At 52.7% G+C, this 16,011-nt stretch carries 13 protein-coding genes and 1 tRNA gene; 13 read left to right on the top strand and 1 reads right to left on the bottom strand.

Annotation, left to right across the window (positions count from 1 at the left end; genetic code table 11):
* Window positions 1-37: 37 nt before the first annotated feature.
* The 13 genes from NT073_RS01995 (at window position 38) to NT073_RS02055 (ending at window position 9,487) form a co-directional block, all read left to right on the top strand.
* Window positions 38-111: transfer RNA gene (locus NT073_RS01995), tRNA-Pro, on the top strand.
* A 309-nt stretch (window positions 112-420) separates the two neighbouring features.
* Window positions 421-1,857: an anthranilate synthase component I family protein gene (locus tag NT073_RS02000; protein WP_297368002.1), complete on the top strand. Its 1,437-nt coding sequence runs from the start codon at window positions 421-423 to the stop codon at window positions 1,855-1,857.
* 107 nt (window positions 1,858-1,964) lie between these two features.
* Window positions 1,965-2,531, top strand: coding sequence for an aminodeoxychorismate/anthranilate synthase component II (locus tag NT073_RS02005; protein WP_297368005.1), 567 nt, complete (start codon window positions 1,965-1,967; stop codon window positions 2,529-2,531).
* Window positions 2,532-2,612: 81 nt separating this feature from the next.
* Window positions 2,613-3,599 (top strand): anthranilate phosphoribosyltransferase, encoded by a 987-nt coding sequence (trpD, locus tag NT073_RS02010; protein WP_297368008.1) that lies wholly within the window; start codon window positions 2,613-2,615, stop codon window positions 3,597-3,599.
* Window positions 3,596-4,405 (top strand): indole-3-glycerol phosphate synthase TrpC, encoded by an 810-nt coding sequence (gene trpC / locus NT073_RS02015; RefSeq protein ID WP_297368011.1) that lies wholly within the window; start codon window positions 3,596-3,598, stop codon window positions 4,403-4,405. Before trpD ends, trpC begins: the two co-directional genes overlap by 4 nt.
* A gap of 11 nt (window positions 4,406-4,416) precedes the next feature.
* Complete coding sequence (locus NT073_RS02020) at window positions 4,417-5,058, top strand: phosphoribosylanthranilate isomerase (RefSeq protein ID WP_297368014.1); 642 nt, start codon at window positions 4,417-4,419, stop codon at window positions 5,056-5,058.
* 35 nt (window positions 5,059-5,093) lie between these two features.
* Window positions 5,094-5,552: a hypothetical protein gene (locus tag NT073_RS02025; RefSeq protein ID WP_297368017.1), complete on the top strand. Its 459-nt coding sequence runs from the start codon at window positions 5,094-5,096 to the stop codon at window positions 5,550-5,552.
* On the top strand, window positions 5,549-5,731 hold the full coding sequence (locus tag NT073_RS02030; RefSeq protein WP_297368020.1) for a hypothetical protein: 183 nt from the start codon (window positions 5,549-5,551) through the stop codon (window positions 5,729-5,731). The genes NT073_RS02025 and NT073_RS02030 overlap by 4 nt, the downstream gene beginning before the upstream one ends.
* 106 nt (window positions 5,732-5,837) lie before the next feature.
* Window positions 5,838-7,037: a tryptophan synthase subunit beta gene (gene trpB / locus NT073_RS02035; protein ID WP_297368023.1), complete on the top strand. Its 1,200-nt coding sequence runs from the start codon at window positions 5,838-5,840 to the stop codon at window positions 7,035-7,037.
* A gap of 117 nt (window positions 7,038-7,154) precedes the next feature.
* Window positions 7,155-7,961, top strand: a complete 807-nt coding sequence (gene trpA, locus NT073_RS02040) for a tryptophan synthase subunit alpha (RefSeq protein ID WP_297368026.1) — start codon at window positions 7,155-7,157, stop codon at window positions 7,959-7,961.
* Window positions 7,962-7,977: 16 nt separating this feature from the next.
* Window positions 7,978-8,586: a bifunctional phosphoribosyl-AMP cyclohydrolase/phosphoribosyl-ATP diphosphatase HisIE gene (hisIE, locus tag NT073_RS02045; RefSeq protein WP_297368029.1), complete on the top strand. Its 609-nt coding sequence runs from the start codon at window positions 7,978-7,980 to the stop codon at window positions 8,584-8,586.
* A 97-nt stretch (window positions 8,587-8,683) separates the two neighbouring features.
* Entirely contained in the window at window positions 8,684-9,019 is a 336-nt protein-coding gene (locus tag NT073_RS02050; protein WP_012929944.1) for a phage holin family protein, read from the top strand.
* Between the two features lie 90 nt (window positions 9,020-9,109).
* Window positions 9,110-9,487 (top strand): Rid family detoxifying hydrolase, encoded by a 378-nt coding sequence (locus tag NT073_RS02055; protein ID WP_297368036.1) that lies wholly within the window; start codon window positions 9,110-9,112, stop codon window positions 9,485-9,487.
* 5 nt (window positions 9,488-9,492) lie between these two features.
* Here the strand turns inward: NT073_RS02055 and NT073_RS02060 are convergent, their stop codons facing one another.
* Window positions 9,493-15,921 carry an alpha-2-macroglobulin family protein gene (locus NT073_RS02060; RefSeq protein ID WP_297368039.1) on the bottom strand — a complete coding sequence of 2,143 codons (6,429 nt, stop codon included), beginning with the start codon at window positions 15,919-15,921 and terminating at the stop codon, window positions 9,493-9,495.
* Window positions 15,922-16,011: the final 90 nt, after the last annotated feature.

Here is a 16,011-nt window from a genome sequence, read left to right on the forward strand (position 1 = left end):
GGGACAAAACAAAGGTTTTATATTTGTGGCCGCAAGGCGGGGTGTAGCGCAGCCTGGTAGCGCGCTACGTTCGGGACGTAGAGGTCGTGGGTTCGAATCCCGCCACCCCGACACCAAAACAAAGAAGGTAGTGCGCTGGGATAGGGAAGTAGAGATCGTGGCCGGGTCGCCGGTTCGATTCGAATCCCGCGGGGCCGCCAAGGCCACCTCGACACAAGTTTCAACTACCAGTTTACAGTCGAACGCTTAGGCAGACTATTTTACAAAAGACATGAATACTTCGGTTAACAACATGATTTGGTGGTGGCACTCTTCTCAACAGGGATGAGGTTGCCACTATTGTTGTTTACCAACACATATACAAAGGCTCACCGTCATCCCGGTGAGCCTTATTTTTTTGCCTATAACCACAGAAAGCCAATGCCAACCCTCACAGCCCCAACCACCTACCGCGTTGTCAGCCGCCACAAACGGATGCTGGCCGACATCATCACACCGGTAAGCATTTATTTGCGCATCCGCGACCGGTTCCTGAACAGCATTCTGCTCGAAAGCTCGGATTACCACGGTAACGACAATAGCTTTTCGTACATCGCTTTCGACCCTGTTTCCAGCTTCTCGTATGACCTGGGCCAGTTGACGGTCCGGATGCCGGGCGAGGAGGAGCAGACGAGTTCGGTGGCCGTCCACGATGTGCTCGACGCGCTTCAGCAATTCAAAGACAGCTTCCAGCACGAAAAAGCGCCCTTTCCGTTCATCACCAATGGCCTGTTCGGCTACTTCGGTTACCCGGCGGTGCAGAGTTTTGAAGACATTTCCCTGCATGCGCCCGTTCCGACGGAGAACCAGATTCCGGCCGCCGTTTTCACGGTATACCGGTACGTATTGGCGATAAACCACTTCAAAGATGAGCTGTTTTTGTTTGAGCACAGCTACTTGCGCGAAGGCGAAACCGAAGCCGACAGCACGCTGGATTACATCAGCGACCTGATCACCGGCCGCAACTACCCAACTTACTCATTTAACTCATCCGGGGCAGAAGAATCGAATTTTACGGACGATGAGTTCCGGGCGGTTATCCAGAAAGGGAAAGACCACTGCCAGCGGGGCGATGTGTTCCAGATCGTGTTGTCCCGCCGGTTCTCCACCCCGTTCCTCGGCGACGAGTTCAACGTATACCGAGCCCTCCGCTCGCTGAACCCCTCCCCTTATTTGTTTTATTTCGATTACGGCAACTACAAACTATTCGGCTCCTCGCCCGAATCGCAGATTGTCGTTAAAGACCGGAAAGCGACCATCTACCCCATTGCTGGAACGTTCCGGCGCACCGGCGACGATATTCACGATGCCGAGTTAGCTCAGAAACTCTACGACGACCCGAAAGAATCGGCCGAGCACGTGATGCTGGTCGACCTGGCTCGCAACGACCTGAGTCGTAACTGCGATGTGGTGAAAGTCGAGACCTTCAAGGAAGTGCAGTATTATTCGCACGTCATTCACCTTGTTTCGAAAGTCGTTGGCGACCTGACCGAAACCGCCGACCCGCTCCAGATCGTGGCCGAAACCTTCCCGGCCGGAACGCTCTCGGGTGCCCCCAAGCACAACGCCATGCAGTTGATCGACCGATACGAGAACATCAGCCGTAGCTTCTACGCAGGCAGCATCGGCTACATGGGTTTCGATGGTGAGTTTAATCACTGCATCATGATCCGGACGTTTATGAGTAAAGACAATACGCTTTATTACCAGGCCGGTGCCGGTGTGGTCGCCAAGTCGGTGGTCGAAAGCGAACTACAGGAAGTACACAACAAACTGGCCGCCTTACGGACAGCCATTGAGCAAGCGAAACTGATATAGTATCAGGAGTAAGATTGTACCTACGGACTTCAGTCCGTAAATCATGCAACTGCCATGTACGGACTGAAGTCCGTAGGTACAATCTTAACTCCCAACTCCTTAAAAAAATGAAACTCCTGGTATTAGATAACTACGATTCATTCACCTACAACCTCGTGTATATTCTGCGGGAGTTGGGGCATCGGCCCGATGTGATCCGGAATGATAAAATTGCCCTCGACGCGGTGGGGCAGTACGACAAAATCATGCTGTCGCCGGGGCCGGGTATCCCGTCCGAAGCGGGTATTATGCAGGACTTGGTAGCCGAATACGGCCCGACGAAAAGCATTCTGGGTATTTGCCTCGGGCATCAGGGGATCGGCGAAGTGTATGGCGCGTCGCTGGAAAATCTGGGCGATGTGCTGCATGGCGTCGGCCACAAAGCGACCGTTACGGACCGCTCGGAACGGCTCTTCGCGGGCATCCCTGAGGAGCTGACCGTGGGCCGGTATCACTCCTGGACCGTTGTTCCAGACTCGATGCCCGCCGATCTCCGCACCACCGCCGTCGACGAGCAAGGCCGGGTAATGGGTTTATCGCATGTACGTTTCGACGTCAAAGGCCTGCAATTCCACCCCGAATCGGTATTGACCGAGAATGGCGTGAAGATGCTGGAGAACTGGTTAGCCATTTGATGTCTGGGCCAAGCTCCAGCTTGGCCTGTGTAAAATTTCCCATTCAGTGGCCAAGCTGGAGCTTGGCCCAGACGGAATCTTATGAAAGCCATTCTAAACCACTTATTTGAATACAAACACCTCGCCAAGGACCAGGCGCGGGAGGTGTTGCTGGGCATTGGCCGGGGCGAGTACAACCCCGCACAGATTGCCTCGTTCCTGACCGTGTACATGATGCGGAGTTTGCGGCTAGAGGAGCTGGAAGGGTTCCGCGATGCCATGCTGGAACTCTGCCTGCCGGTCGACCTCGACGCCTACGACCCCATGGACCTGTGCGGCACCGGGGGCGACGGCAAAGACACGTTCAACATCTCAACCCTGTCGTCGTTTGTAGTGGCTGGGGCGGGCCAGTGTGTAGCCAAGCACGGGAACCACGGCGTGTCGTCGCTGGTGGGTTCGTCGACGGTGATGGAGAAACTTGGGTATCAGTTTACCAACGATGCGGGCGAGTTACAGCGCAAAATGGAAACGGCGGGAATTTGCTTTTTGCACGCTCCATTGTTTCACCCGGCTATGAAGAATGTAGCGCCCATCCGTCGGGATCTGGGCGTCAAAACATTCTTCAACGTGCTGGGGCCGATGATCAACCCGGCAAAGCCTGCAAAACAGCTCGTTGGCGTGTTTAATCTTGAATTGGCGCGATTATATGCGTACCTTTATCAACAAACTGATAAGCAGTTTATGATTCTGCACGCCCTCGACGGGTACGATGAAATTTCGCTGACGGGTTCTTTCAAGGTCATCAGCAACAAGACCGAGCAAGTGCTTGAGCCAGAGGACCTAGGACTGGACAGACAAACCTCCGAATCGCTGGCTGGCGGGCATACATTGGACGAGTCGGCGCAGATATTTTTGAACGTACTGAACAACGAATCCACGTCGGCCCAAAAGCAGGCCGTGTTAGCCAACTCCGCGATGGCGTTACTGGCTGCCGGTAAGGCCGACACCCGCGAAGACGCCGTTGCCATGGCCCGCGAGTCGCTGGAAAGTAAACGGGCGTTGGCGTGTTTTAAGAAGTTAATAGCATGACCATTCTTGACCAGATAATTGCCCAGAAGCGCATCGAAGTAGCCGAGCGCAAAGCCGCCACCACCATTCAGGCGCTGGAACTAATGCCCGACTTCCGACGGGAAACCCTGTCGGCACGGGATGCCATTCAGGATTTACACTCGACGGGCATCATTGCTGAGTTCAAACGGAAGTCGCCCTCCAAAGGAATCATCAACGACCGGGCCGACGTAGCTACTACCACACAGGGCTACGTAACATCAGGAGCCGCCGTGCTGTCTGTTCTAACCGACGAGCCGTTTTTTGGCGGTACTCTCGCCGATTTACAGGCCGCCCGATTGGCCAATCCCGGAACGCCGATTCTTCGGAAAGACTTTATCGTTGACCGATACCAATTGATCGAAGCCAAAGCCTGGGGAGCCGATGTGGTATTGCTCATTGCTGCCTGCCTGACACCCGAAGAAGTCACTGAACTCAGCATGCAGGCCCACGACCTGAGCCTGCAGGTGCTACTCGAAGTACACGACGAGGAAGAACTCGACCGCTCGCTGAACTACAACATTGACTTAGTGGGCGTTAACAACCGCGACCTCAAAACGTTTACAACCTCCATCGAAACCTCGCTGCGATTGATTGATAAGATTCCGGACACCTTCGCTAAGATCACCGAAAGCGGGCTGCACGATGCGGATACCATGCTGACGCTGTTCCGGGCGGGCTTCGACGGATTTCTGATCGGTGAAGCATTCATGAAAACGGACGATCCGGCCAAAGCCCTCGCTGATTTAGTTACGCAATACTCCATCAATAATACGCTATCAATTTAACTTGTACAGCCATGAAAATCAAAGTGTGCGGTCTGCGCGATGCCGACAACCTGAAAGAGATTGCCGCCCTTGGCCCTGACTTTGTAGGATTCATCTTCTACGACCAGTCCCCACGCTTTGTTGGCGAAGAGTTAGATGCTGAACTAGTTAAGTCGCTGCCCCGCTCGATTCGAAAGGTGGGCGTGTTCGTGAATGCCAGCCCGGATTTGATTCTGCGATCGGTAAAGAAATACGACTTTCAGTATGTACAATTACACGGCAACGAAACGCCTGACTATTGTCGGAGCCTTCGCAACCGGGGCATCAACATCATCAAAGCGTTCCGGGTCGATGAGTCGTTCAACTTCTCCATGCTGAACAACTACAAAGCTCAGTGCGACTTTTTCCTGTTCGACGCCAAAGGCGATCAACCCGGCGGCAACGGACACACCTTCGACTGGGGCATTTTAAGCCGTTACGACAACGAGAAGCCGTTTTTCATCAGTGGCGGCATCGGCCTTGACAACCTCGACCAGCTGGCCGCGCTGAAAGGCATGAAGCTCTACGGCGTCGACGTAAACAGCCAGGTCGAAACATCGCCGGGGGTGAAGGACGTAGAGAAAGTAAAGGAACTCATCAACCGGCTGCGGCCTATTGAGGAAGAGGTGGAGTAAATAAACCTATTTTATTCATAAGTATATTTGAGCTTATGAATGAGCCCGCCTATACATTACAGATAAGTAGTGATGTTTTATCTTTTACATTCGACAGTGTTAGTTCTCAGAACGTAATTCATAAAGCTATTGAGTTTAGTCCTTTTCCAGCAAATGCTATCTTTTATAATCTAGCCTTGCTTGATGTTGATGAAGATGGTACAACCAATGACTTAGCTATCAGCAATAATCAGGATATGAACCGAGTTATTGCTACTGTTTTTAAGGCTATGCGGGCATTTTTCGAGAAACACCCAAACAAGCTGGTTTACTTTAAAGGCAGTGACGAAACAGGCATACGTACCCGGTTATACAGAGCACTTATTTCAAGAGAACTGGAACAGGCTAGCGAAATGTTTGCCATTTACGGCCAACTTACCGAAGATACGTACGAGGAATTTGCGCCTAACAGACCTTATATAGCCTTCATATTTCAACTAAAGCATTCACGATGAGCACGACTGAACGCAAAAAGCCAGTAGTCCGGTTTAAAACGAAAGATACGCCGGAAATGACTAAAAAGGGTAAATATGAATCTGTTGAAGCTGCTTCCCGAGCCAAAATGGAGTCGGCTAAAGAGTTCGTTGCTAACCTCGATATGACGCTTTTCAGGAAAAACGGGCATGTTGAATAACTAACTTTTCTGCCACATTACTTAACGACAGTGTCAATGGAAACGACAATGTCTTCAGACGATGACGTTCTTCCGATAAAATACGCTTACTAAAGCATTGAGTATCATGCAAACCACTCTTGAACCACAAACCTCATTCGAGGTATCAAATAAAGGCTTTTATGGCCACTTCGGTGGAGCGTTCATTCCTGAAATGCTCTACCCTAATGTCGAAGAGTTACGGCAGAATTACCTGAACATCATCGCCGACCCGGCGTTTCAGGCAGAGTTCTGGCAGTTGCTCGAAGAGTATGTTGGCCGGCCAACGCCGTTGTTTCTGGCCAAACGTCTGTCGGCGCATATCGGGGCTACCATCTACCTCAAACGCGAAGACCTTTGCCATACAGGCGCGCACAAAATCAACAACACCATCGGCCAGATTCTAGTCGCGCAACGGCTGGGCAAAAAGCGCATCGTGGCCGAAACGGGCGCCGGTCAGCATGGCGTGGCAACGGCCACCGTTTGCGCCCTGATGGGCCTGGAGTGCATTGTGTACATGGGCAGCATCGACATGGAGCGACAGAAGCCCAATGTCGACCGGATGCGGATGCTGGGGGCCAAAGTGGTACCGGCTACGTCGGGCAGCCAGACCCTCAAAGACGCTACTAATGAAGCCATGCGTCACTGGATCAACAACCCCGTCGACACGCACTATATCATCGGTTCGGTGGTGGGTCCTCACCCCTACCCGGATATGGTAGCCCGCTTCCAGTCGGTTATTTCCGAAGAAGTGAAGAAGCAGTTGTTAGCGAAAACAGGTAGCGAAAACCCCGATTACATGGTGGCCTGCGTAGGTGGAGGCAGTAATGCTGCCGGTGCCTTCTTCCACTACCTGAACGAGCCAACGGTACGGCTGGTAGCGGCTGAAGCCGCTGGTCAGGGTATCAGTACGGGACATTCGGCCGCGACTACGGCGCTGGGTAAGCCCGGCGTGTTGCACGGAAGCCGTACGATTCTGATGCAAACGGAAGATGGTCAGGTAACGGAGCCATATTCGATTTCGGCGGGTCTGGATTATCCGGGCATTGGACCGCTCCACGCGCACCTGTTCGAATCGGGCCGGGGCGATTTTTATGCCATTACGGACGATGAAGCCCTGCAAGCCGGTTTCCAGCTCAGCAAACTCGAAGGTATTATTCCGGCACTGGAAACAGCCCACGCGCTGGCCGCACTAGAGAAAATGAACCTCAACGCCAATGATGTGGTAGTCGTATGCCTATCCGGCCGTGGCGATAAAGATTTAAGCACGTACTCGAAGTTTTTGTAGTACTGTACCGACGACCCGGTTCGTTTAGCCGTCAGGTTTCTTGCACATCCTCAAAGTTAGCCTGACGGCTAAACGGAGTACCAGCGCACAGGCGGCCCTGTCCTTCTTACATAACCAATGACCCAAGAACTTACTCAAAATCGCATCACTAGCCTGTTTGCGCAGAAAAGCGAACGGCTGCTGAACGTATATTTTACGGCCGGATACCCGAGCCTGAACGATACCACCACCATTCTGCGGGGCTTACAGGCTGCGGGGGTAGACATCGTTGAAATTGGTATGCCCTACTCCGACCCTGTTGCCGATGGCGAAACCATTCAGCAAAGCAACGGTGTCGCCTTGGACAACGGTATGTCGATTAAAACGCTTTTTGCCCAACTGGCCGATTGCCGGAACGCTACCCACGGCGAACCCATTACGGTGCCCATTCTGCTGATGGGCTATATCAATCCTGTACTACAATTTGGCGTCGAAAACTTCTGCCAGAAGTGTCAGGAAGTGGGTGTGGATGGTGTTATTCTTCCCGACCTTCCGCTGGATTTGTTTCTGGAAGAATACGCACCGATCTTCCGTCAATACGGCATTCTGAACGTTCACCTCATTACGCCCCAAACCACCGAAGAACGCATTCGATTCATCGACGCCGAATCGGACGGATTCATTTATATGGTTTCGTCGGCAAGCATCACCGGCTCGGTGAAAGGGGTTAGTGATACGATGAAGACGTATTTTGAGCGGATTCAGGCCATGAACCTGCGTAACCCGCGTTTGATTGGCTTCGGTATCAACAACCATGAGACCTTCGACATGGCCAGTCAATTTGCGAACGGTGCCATTGTGGGTAGCGCGTTCATCCGGCACTTGTCCGAAAAAGGTACGTCGCCCGAGAGCATTCGCGCGTTTGTAGAAACGATTCGGTCGTAACGACTACCTTTGCGGCATGAATTCCGAGATTAACTTTGATAAGTCCCCCGACGGCCTCATTCCGGCGGTGATTCAGGATGCCGAAACCGGTAAGGTCCTGATGCTGGGGTATATGAACCGTGAGGCTTACGACAAAACCGTTGCCGAAAATGTCGTGACGTTTTTCAGCCGGAGCAAACAGCGGCTCTGGACCAAGGGCGAAACGTCCAATAACTTCCTGCACGTCCGGGAAATATTGATCGACTGCGATGGTGATACCCTCCTGATCAAATCGGCCCCCGCCGGGCCAACCTGCCATACGGGTGCCGATACCTGCTTCGATGAAGTCAATAAGGGCAAGGGCCAGTTTTTGAACTACCTGCAAAGCATTATCCACGACCGGAAGGTAAACCCATCCGACAAATCGTACACGGCCAGCCTATTCGGGCGGGGCGTCAACAAGATTGCCCAGAAAGTGGGTGAAGAAGCCGTCGAACTCGTTATCGAAGCCAAAGATGACAACGACGACCTCTTTAAAGGGGAAGCCGCCGACCTGTTATTTCATTTTCTGGTCCTGCTGGAACAGAAAAATATGAATTTAGACGATATTGTTGCCGTGTTGCAGTCGCGTCACGTCAAACAATAGAATCCGGTTTCATGTTCAAGATTCCGAGTTCCCTGTTTGCGGGCGCTGTTCTGCCACAGGTAACCGTACTTATTGATCATTTAACCTCCTATCATTCATGGGTCTGATTATCCGTATTCTGATTAGCGCAGTGGCCGTTTGGGTGGCTGCATATTTCATCCCCGGCGTTTCTGTTACGGGTGGTGCTGGTACTTACCTGATCGTGGCTATCGTGCTGGGCTTTCTGAACGCTTTTATCAAGCCAATCCTGACGGTGTTGACCATTCCGATCACAATTGTCACGCTCGGCCTGTTTTTGCTGGTACTAAACGTGTTGATGGTGTATCTGACAGCGTATTTAATACCAAATTTCCACGTCAATGGCTTCATTGCGGCACTGCTGTTCAGTTTTGTTGTTTCCATTGTGACATCGCTGATTGACGCAATTGTGTAACTGATTAATTTTAGCGTACTAAAACAAACGCCATTTCTTGAAGAAATGGCGTTTGTCTTTTCTCGTTGGCCTTATTTGCCTTTACACACTATGAACTTTATCCAAACCCCCAACGCTCCGGTTCCGGGCGGGCATTATTCACAGGCAGTTGTTCATAATGGACAGGTTTATGTGTCCGGCATTCTGCCCATTACCCCATCCGGCGAGAAACTGGCCAATGCCACCATTGACGAGCAAACGGAACAGATTCTGGCCAACCTCGATGCAATTCTGCAAGCGGCCGGGAGTCAGCGTAACAACGTGCTGAAAGTAACGGTCTTTATCGCCGACATTAATGCCTGGGGCACCATCAACCAGATTTACGCCCGGTTTTTCGGCGACCATCGCCCGGCTAGGTCCGTTGTTCCCTGCTCACCGCTGCATTACGGCTTTGGCATTGAGCTGGAAGCTATTGCGATACTGGAGTAACCAGTTTACTTCACTTTTACCCGCTCACCCGCCGAATGGGCGGAGAACTCGGGGGCGTAGAAGCATTGAACGGTAGCGACACCCGCTGAGAAATCGCCGGACTGGGCCACGCGCAGGTCGTACTCAAACACATGCGTACCCACAGGCAGATAGCTCATGAAGAAATCAGTGCTGCCGTCGCGGGGGGATTCGTAGTAGCCGAGTCCGTTCTGGTATTTGTAGCCCGACAAAGCCGCCACCGGCTCGAAACCCGACGCCCGACCGTCTTTCAGATGCACATATTCCATAGCCCGATCGGTTTTGAGAAGGAGCCGAACTTTGACCAGATCGCCCGGTTTGAGAGCCGACTGCGATGCTACTGCTGTGATAACCGGACCACCAGGCGAGTCGCGTTGCACGTAAAGCGTTTTCTGAACGGATAAGCCTGCACTGCCCGGCATCACCTGATCGAGGGATTCGAAGTGCTGCCAGTATAAAGCGCCCCAGGCCGGACCATCGCTGGTTTTGGTGATCTGTACCGCGCCCATTTCCGGTTTGATCTCCGAAGCGGCATAGGTCACTTTCTCGTAGCCCGTAATGGCATCTGACTTCGACACGCGGCTCTCAATGGGGTTTCCACCCAGTGTAACCTTTGTACTTACGCCCGTTCCAAGCCAATCGCTGCCCCGCAGCAACAGCGCGTAAACGGCCTCGGTTGTGGCTTTGGTGGACGACCACGATTGAGTCTGTTTCTGTCTCAACAACCATCGTTTCATATTATCGACCAACGTATGATCCTGCCGGATTTCATCGAACGCTTCGATCAGATACGCCTGCGTTTCGATAGGCGTTTGGTACCAGTTCAAGCCCGCTGTGTTGTCGGGCCAGTAGAGCCCCATTTCTTCCGATGTCTTAGACCGTTCGAGCAGGGATTGTAGGATACCAGCCGCCGTTTTGGTATCGCCGAAGCGGTTGAGCGCCATTGCGGACAGTGCTTGCCCCTGTAAACTTTGTGCAAGCCAGTTGGTAGCCGTATGGTGCTTCAGGTAAGCCAGTACCCCGCCATCAACCGGTTTGTCAAGGTAAAAACTACGGGCGTACAGGTACTGCGTGGCCGAGAAGTACCACCCGCCAACAACTTTACCTTTCTTCTGCTCGGCTATCTTTTTCTGTTCAGTAACCCATTGCTTCATTTCAGTATCGGCATACAGAATGGCGCGGGTTTGCATGTCGACCAGATCGGCTTTCAGGTCGGCCGGGAACTGAACGCCCAGCTTCTGCAAATGGCCCAGACCACTCAGAATATGCAGGGTCATGGACAAATTGGGCTCCATACCACCAAACCAACGAAACCCACCGCCCTCGGTTTGCAACTGCTTCAGTTTCTCGAATGCCTGCCTCTGCTCGCTCTCCATCCGATTGCCGTCCAGCAACTGGCCCAGTTTTGCCTGCCGTTCGGTTTCGGAGCGGGCGTCGGCCAGCCAGGGTGAGTTTTCGAGTGTCACGGCTTTCAATTCCTCGTTCGATTGAAGCGCGCTACGAGGGGGGGTCTTTTGCCATTCGGCAATCACTTGCTTAAAGGCCGGTTTGCTACCCACAATATGAGCGGCCAGACTATTGGCATACAAGCGGCTAAACAACTGCTCGGCGCATTCGTAACGGTATTCCATCAGGTACGGCAGCGATTGCAAGGCGTACCAACTCGGGTTGCTGGTCACCTCGACCGTGAGTCGCTCGTGCTGAACGGGCAGCTCTGGGTTCAGATTGGCCAACGGCTTCAGGGTAAATGACTTCGTTTCTTTGCCATTTACCCAGAACGGCTTCGTATCCGTAACGAGCATCCGGTTGGGCAACACGGGCACAGTAAACTCTTCGCCATCTGTGAAGCTCCCCGACTGGGCCGTCAGGCGGCAGGTTACTGCCTCCAGATTGGCCGGAACGATCAACGTCCAACCCACTGCCTGACCCTGTCCGGCGGCTACGGAAACGCTCGTCTGCTGATTGTTCAGTTTGAGTTTCTGATGAATCGGTTCGCCGGTGAGGGCGTCCAGCAAAGCCAGATTGGCCGTTACGGACAAACTCTTATCGCTTAGATTGTTGATACGGGCCGTTACGCGGATGGTGTCGCCTTCTCGGAAGAAGCGGGGTGCGTTGGCCGTAATCATCAGTTCTTTCTGCGTGATGATCTCGCGTTCGAGGGTGCCCGTCTTCATGTCTTTGGTATGCGCAAAGGCCAGCAGCCGCCAGCGGGTCAGGGCCTCGGGCATGGTGAATTTGAGCACGACCCGCCCGTCTTTATCCGTTTGCGCCTGCGGGATGAAGAAAGCCGTTTCGTTGAAATTTTTGCGGGGGTTTATGGACGGGACAATCGGTTGAGCCTCCGTTGGCATGACGCCTGGTACCTTCGATGCCAGCATTGCATCAGCGCTTATAAACTTATTCAAAGCACCCTCTGCTCTTGGAGCTGCCATGGCTACGGCTCCTGTTACATCCCTCCTTTTTTGTGTGCCATATCCAGTTACGACCACTTCATTCAGGGCCGTTGCATCAGGTATCAGTTGAATCGTTTTCGACTTATGCGCAAGCACGACTTCCTGCGCTTTATAGCCCACCCAGGAGAAAACAAGGGTTATTTCTTTAGCTTTAGGTGTTGTGTTGATCGAAAACTTGCCTTTGGCATCCGAAACAACCCCTTTATCGGTTCCTTTTATTAATATACTTATTCCCGGTGCCACCGACCCATCTTTATACGTTGCTGTTCCGGTAATCGTTTTGCCCGTCCGGCTCACACTTATTCGAATGGCATCGTTCGACACCTTTAGCGGAGCCAGACCGAACGGACGACTGCCATATATATTGAACCGATACCCCAGCCAGCCTAACTGGTCATACTGGCGCTCAGGAGCAGTCGGCTGCGGACGATACCGGTAAGATAGTGCCTGGCTACCCTGCACACCAAACGCCTGCGACTCCCAACTACCGAAAGCTGGTGAGTAAGGCTGGTAGAACGATGTTTGCCAGTCGAGCCGGTCGAATACATCCAGCGAGGCATCGTATAGCGTGGCGACAAGTTCGGCTGGTTTTTTATCCAGGCCACTAATTTTCAGCGTCCACTCCTCGCGCTCACCGGGCTTGAGTTTGTTGCGAAAGGTCTGCGTTTCGATCTTCAGCTCTTTATTGGTAAATGGCACTGTAATGGTCTGCGATTTCTCATACAACCTGCCGTTCTGTACCATAGCGAAGTGTACGGCAAAGCCACCGCGCTGTTTTTCGGTAACGGATAAGGCAACACGACGGGGACGATCTTCTATCTTCAGCCACTCGTTCCGCACAATCTTCTGGTTTTCTTCAACGGTCATCAAAACCCAATTCAACTCACCGGGCCGACTATTGCCTACCCAGAAAACGACTTCCTCACCGGGCTGTGCCGTGGCTTTTCGTACCTGCACCCAATTCTCCGGCCGGGCCGATGCTGTTGGTTGTTTGTCATTGACAACGGCAAAAAAGGCCCGCTCTTTCGCGGTTTCACCATTGGCATCCGTCACCGTCAGTTCGGCTACGTATTCGCCGGGGGCATATCGGCTGAGGTCGGGTTTTACCAGCGAATCGGCCGGGCTTATGATGGCTTGTTGTTGTACGACATCTCCCTTTGGCCAAGTACGCAGGTCGTTTTCATTGGCATACAGGTCGTTGGGAAATAGCCGTTCAAATTCATTCCGGCTCAGAAACTGCCGATCGGGGCGGCTCCACAGCCGGTTGCGCAAAGGACGGGCGGGCGGTTGCAGCCGGTAAACGACCAATTGGCCTTTGGCCGCTACTTTCTCGCCGGACTGGTTGGTGATGTTTACCGGAAAATTCGCTGCCGTATTGCTCTCTAACTGGGGCGGAATGTCCAGACTGATCTGTATGGACGAATAGCCAATCCGCAATGTTTTTGTGGTCGTCCGGGTTTCGCCGGCGCGGTCGGTCACGTCGATTGTCAGTTCGAAATCAAAGACGGGGTTCGTTTCGCGGGCCTGCTCCCGGTCGGGTGTTGCCGGGAAGGTGATACGCACATTCCCCTGAGCGTCGGTTTGTGTTACGCCACTGGCAATTTTGGCCTGGCTGACTGGTCTGGGTCGATACCACCATTCCCAGCGTGGCCGCAGACTCCGCACGACACGATACCGCACCTCGGCCCCATCGACCACGGCTCCCGAAAACGTTTTGGCCGAAGCAGAAAGCGTAACGGCCTGCTCCAGTTTGAACGACTGTTTTATGGGGTCGACCTTCACCTCGAAGGTCGGGCGTTTGTATTCCTCGACCCGGATGCTGGTGCTGCCACCATCAGTGCTAATGGTCATAGCACCTGTTAATCGCCCAACGGGTGCGGTAAACGTAGCCTCGAACGTGCCAAACTCGTTTGTTTTAAGCGTTTTTTCGGCTATTCGCTCACCATTCTGGTCCAAAAATTCGACGTCTACTTCTTCATTAGCCAGCACGGCGTACTGATTCGCTTTTCCGTCGTAGCGTAGCCCTTTCACATAAATTGGCTGGCCGGGTCGGTAGATGGCCCGGTCGGTGAAGAGCCGGGTGTAGGTTTGCTCCTTTTCCGGCTCCGGTCTGTAGTTATAGTTATATAGTGTACCGGAAAGCAGGGTGTCGCGACCTGAAGCCATCAGGTATCCGAACCGCTGGGCCGTAGGTATTTCACTTTGGCCAAGGGCAATCTGCCCACTGTTATCGGTTATGAACGACTTTTTTTGGTTCGTTAGTTTAAAATTCTCAACATCAACCAGCGTTACCGACACGTTCGGTATGGGCGCACCCGTGGTCCGGTTCATGACCGATAACGTTTGTGGTTTATTGATTTGGTTGTCCTGTCGGGCCAGATAACTAAGCGTCGATACTGTAAAGAGCGATAGCTGCGTATGTTCCGACGTTTCGTTAAAGGTATTTTCGGTTGTAACGGCAAGCACATACTGACCAACAGGTAAACTCGCAATCGGTATTTCCACCGAATGACCATTCAGGTCGCCGTCGTCAGGGAGCACCACCGATTTTTCAATAGCCGCCGACCGCTTCAGCCACTTGCCGAGTCGCTTGCGTCGCTGCTCCTCTCTATTATCATACTGGTCCAGCGGTTCTCGCACTTCAGCCATCGATAACCGAATAATCCGATAGGTAATCGTCGGGGTATTCTGGTAGTTGACCAGCGCCCGAAATGGCTTCTCCGGTGCATTTACGCTTTCAATTTGTATTGAGAAAGAACTCGCCAGTAATTCGGTCAGCAACACATTGGCCTGTTCACGGGACAGCGTGTTGGGGAACCGCTTGATCAGATCCCGGCAAATGTCGGCGGCTCGTTTACGATTCCAGCGAAACGGATCGGGTTTGGTCTCGTTAGCGTCATCGTTCTCGTCCAGCGGACGAACCGGCGCACCCCGACCGCTCAGAAACTGAGCTAGTTGGAACCCATAAACCGCTTCGGCGGGCTTGCCTTTGTCCGTGGCAATCTGCTTTTCCAGCGCCTGCTGATACAGCGTGTCTTTATCGGGCAGCACACTATGTCGATGTACAAACGCCAGCCGGAGGGCATCAACGTCCGCCAGCGCGTTGGAGTTTGCATCCGACAAATGGAAAGCCACCAGTTGCTGATAAAGTAAAAGTGCCTGATAACGCCCTGACAAGGAATCCTGACTCTGGATGGATAACCGGGCAAACTCCGCTGGTTCGGCAAAGAAGACGGGCTGGTTCAGCTCGAACTTGAAGACCGGCTTGAGTAAATCGGGCTCGGTATTCTGGAAGAAACCAATGGCGCGGTGCGCCAGCAGATCATACAGCGTTGGCCGAAGCGGACGGGCGTCAGCATCACCTTTGTCGATCAGCACATCGTACTCCGCAATGGGCGTTTTCTGTAACAACGCCTTATCACGAACAGAAGCCAGATAAGCTGATGTGATTACCCCGATCAGATGCGGAGCATCCCAGGTGGTAAAATCGGCATACGTTGAATCGGCTGGCGTTTCAGTGACTTTGTTCCCTTGGGAGGGCTTTCCAGAAGCAACTTTTCCGCCAGCAGATACCGTGGCGCGATTATAAAATTTGTAACGATTTTGCTGGAAGTACTGCCAATACACATCGGCCAGCACCGATTGCAGGACAGATTTGGCTGGTTCGGGCGTGTCCTTAATATCGCTTTGCAGCGAGTGTACTAATTCAACATGGGAATCTTCATCAGAAAAACTTCGGAAAACCTGCCGGGCCATAGCCGCTTTGGCTACCTGCGGATAGTTCTTCTGGACTTTGGCTTCTTTATAAATCCGATTGGCAATATCAAGGGCCGATTTAGGTAACCCTCTAGCCACCAGCGAATCGGCCCGTTTCCAGTCGCGTGCGTAAGTAGGTTGTGGACGATTTTGGGCAGATACAGCCATCGAAATCAGCAGAAGTGGGATAGAAAAATAAGCGTTCATAGTTCGTAGCGATGGCAGATTGTTGGGATGGATGAATGTAAATCTATTTTTCCACACCCGTTGCCGGTATGATTCCGATTTAGGGACAAG

Origin of the sequence: Spirosoma sp. (assembly GCF_026391055.1) — a bacterium.
GTDB lineage: Bacteria > Bacteroidota > Bacteroidia > Cytophagales > Spirosomataceae > Spirosoma.

Coding starts and splice junctions, on each gene's coding strand:
- hisIE (WP_297368029.1), top strand. CDS start 7,978: ATGAATTCCGAGATTAACTTTGATAAGTCCCCCGACGGCCTCATTCCG.
- NT073_RS02050 (WP_012929944.1), top strand. CDS start 8,684: ATGGGTCTGATTATCCGTATTCTGATTAGCGCAGTGGCCGTTTGGGTG.
- NT073_RS02060 (WP_297368039.1), bottom strand. CDS start 15,921: ATGAACGCTTATTTTTCTATCCCACTTCTGCTGATTTCGATGGCTGTA.
- trpC (WP_297368011.1), top strand. CDS start 3,596: ATGACCATTCTTGACCAGATAATTGCCCAGAAGCGCATCGAAGTAGCC.
- NT073_RS02025 (WP_297368017.1), top strand. CDS start 5,094: ATGAATGAGCCCGCCTATACATTACAGATAAGTAGTGATGTTTTATCT.
- NT073_RS02000 (WP_297368002.1), top strand. CDS start 421: ATGCCAACCCTCACAGCCCCAACCACCTACCGCGTTGTCAGCCGCCAC.
- trpA (WP_297368026.1), top strand. CDS start 7,155: ATGACCCAAGAACTTACTCAAAATCGCATCACTAGCCTGTTTGCGCAG.
- trpD (WP_297368008.1), top strand. CDS start 2,613: ATGAAAGCCATTCTAAACCACTTATTTGAATACAAACACCTCGCCAAG.
- NT073_RS02020 (WP_297368014.1), top strand. CDS start 4,417: ATGAAAATCAAAGTGTGCGGTCTGCGCGATGCCGACAACCTGAAAGAG.
- NT073_RS02030 (WP_297368020.1), top strand. CDS start 5,549: ATGAGCACGACTGAACGCAAAAAGCCAGTAGTCCGGTTTAAAACGAAA.
- NT073_RS02005 (WP_297368005.1), top strand. CDS start 1,965: ATGAAACTCCTGGTATTAGATAACTACGATTCATTCACCTACAACCTC.
- NT073_RS02055 (WP_297368036.1), top strand. CDS start 9,110: ATGAACTTTATCCAAACCCCCAACGCTCCGGTTCCGGGCGGGCATTAT.
- trpB (WP_297368023.1), top strand. CDS start 5,838: ATGCAAACCACTCTTGAACCACAAACCTCATTCGAGGTATCAAATAAA.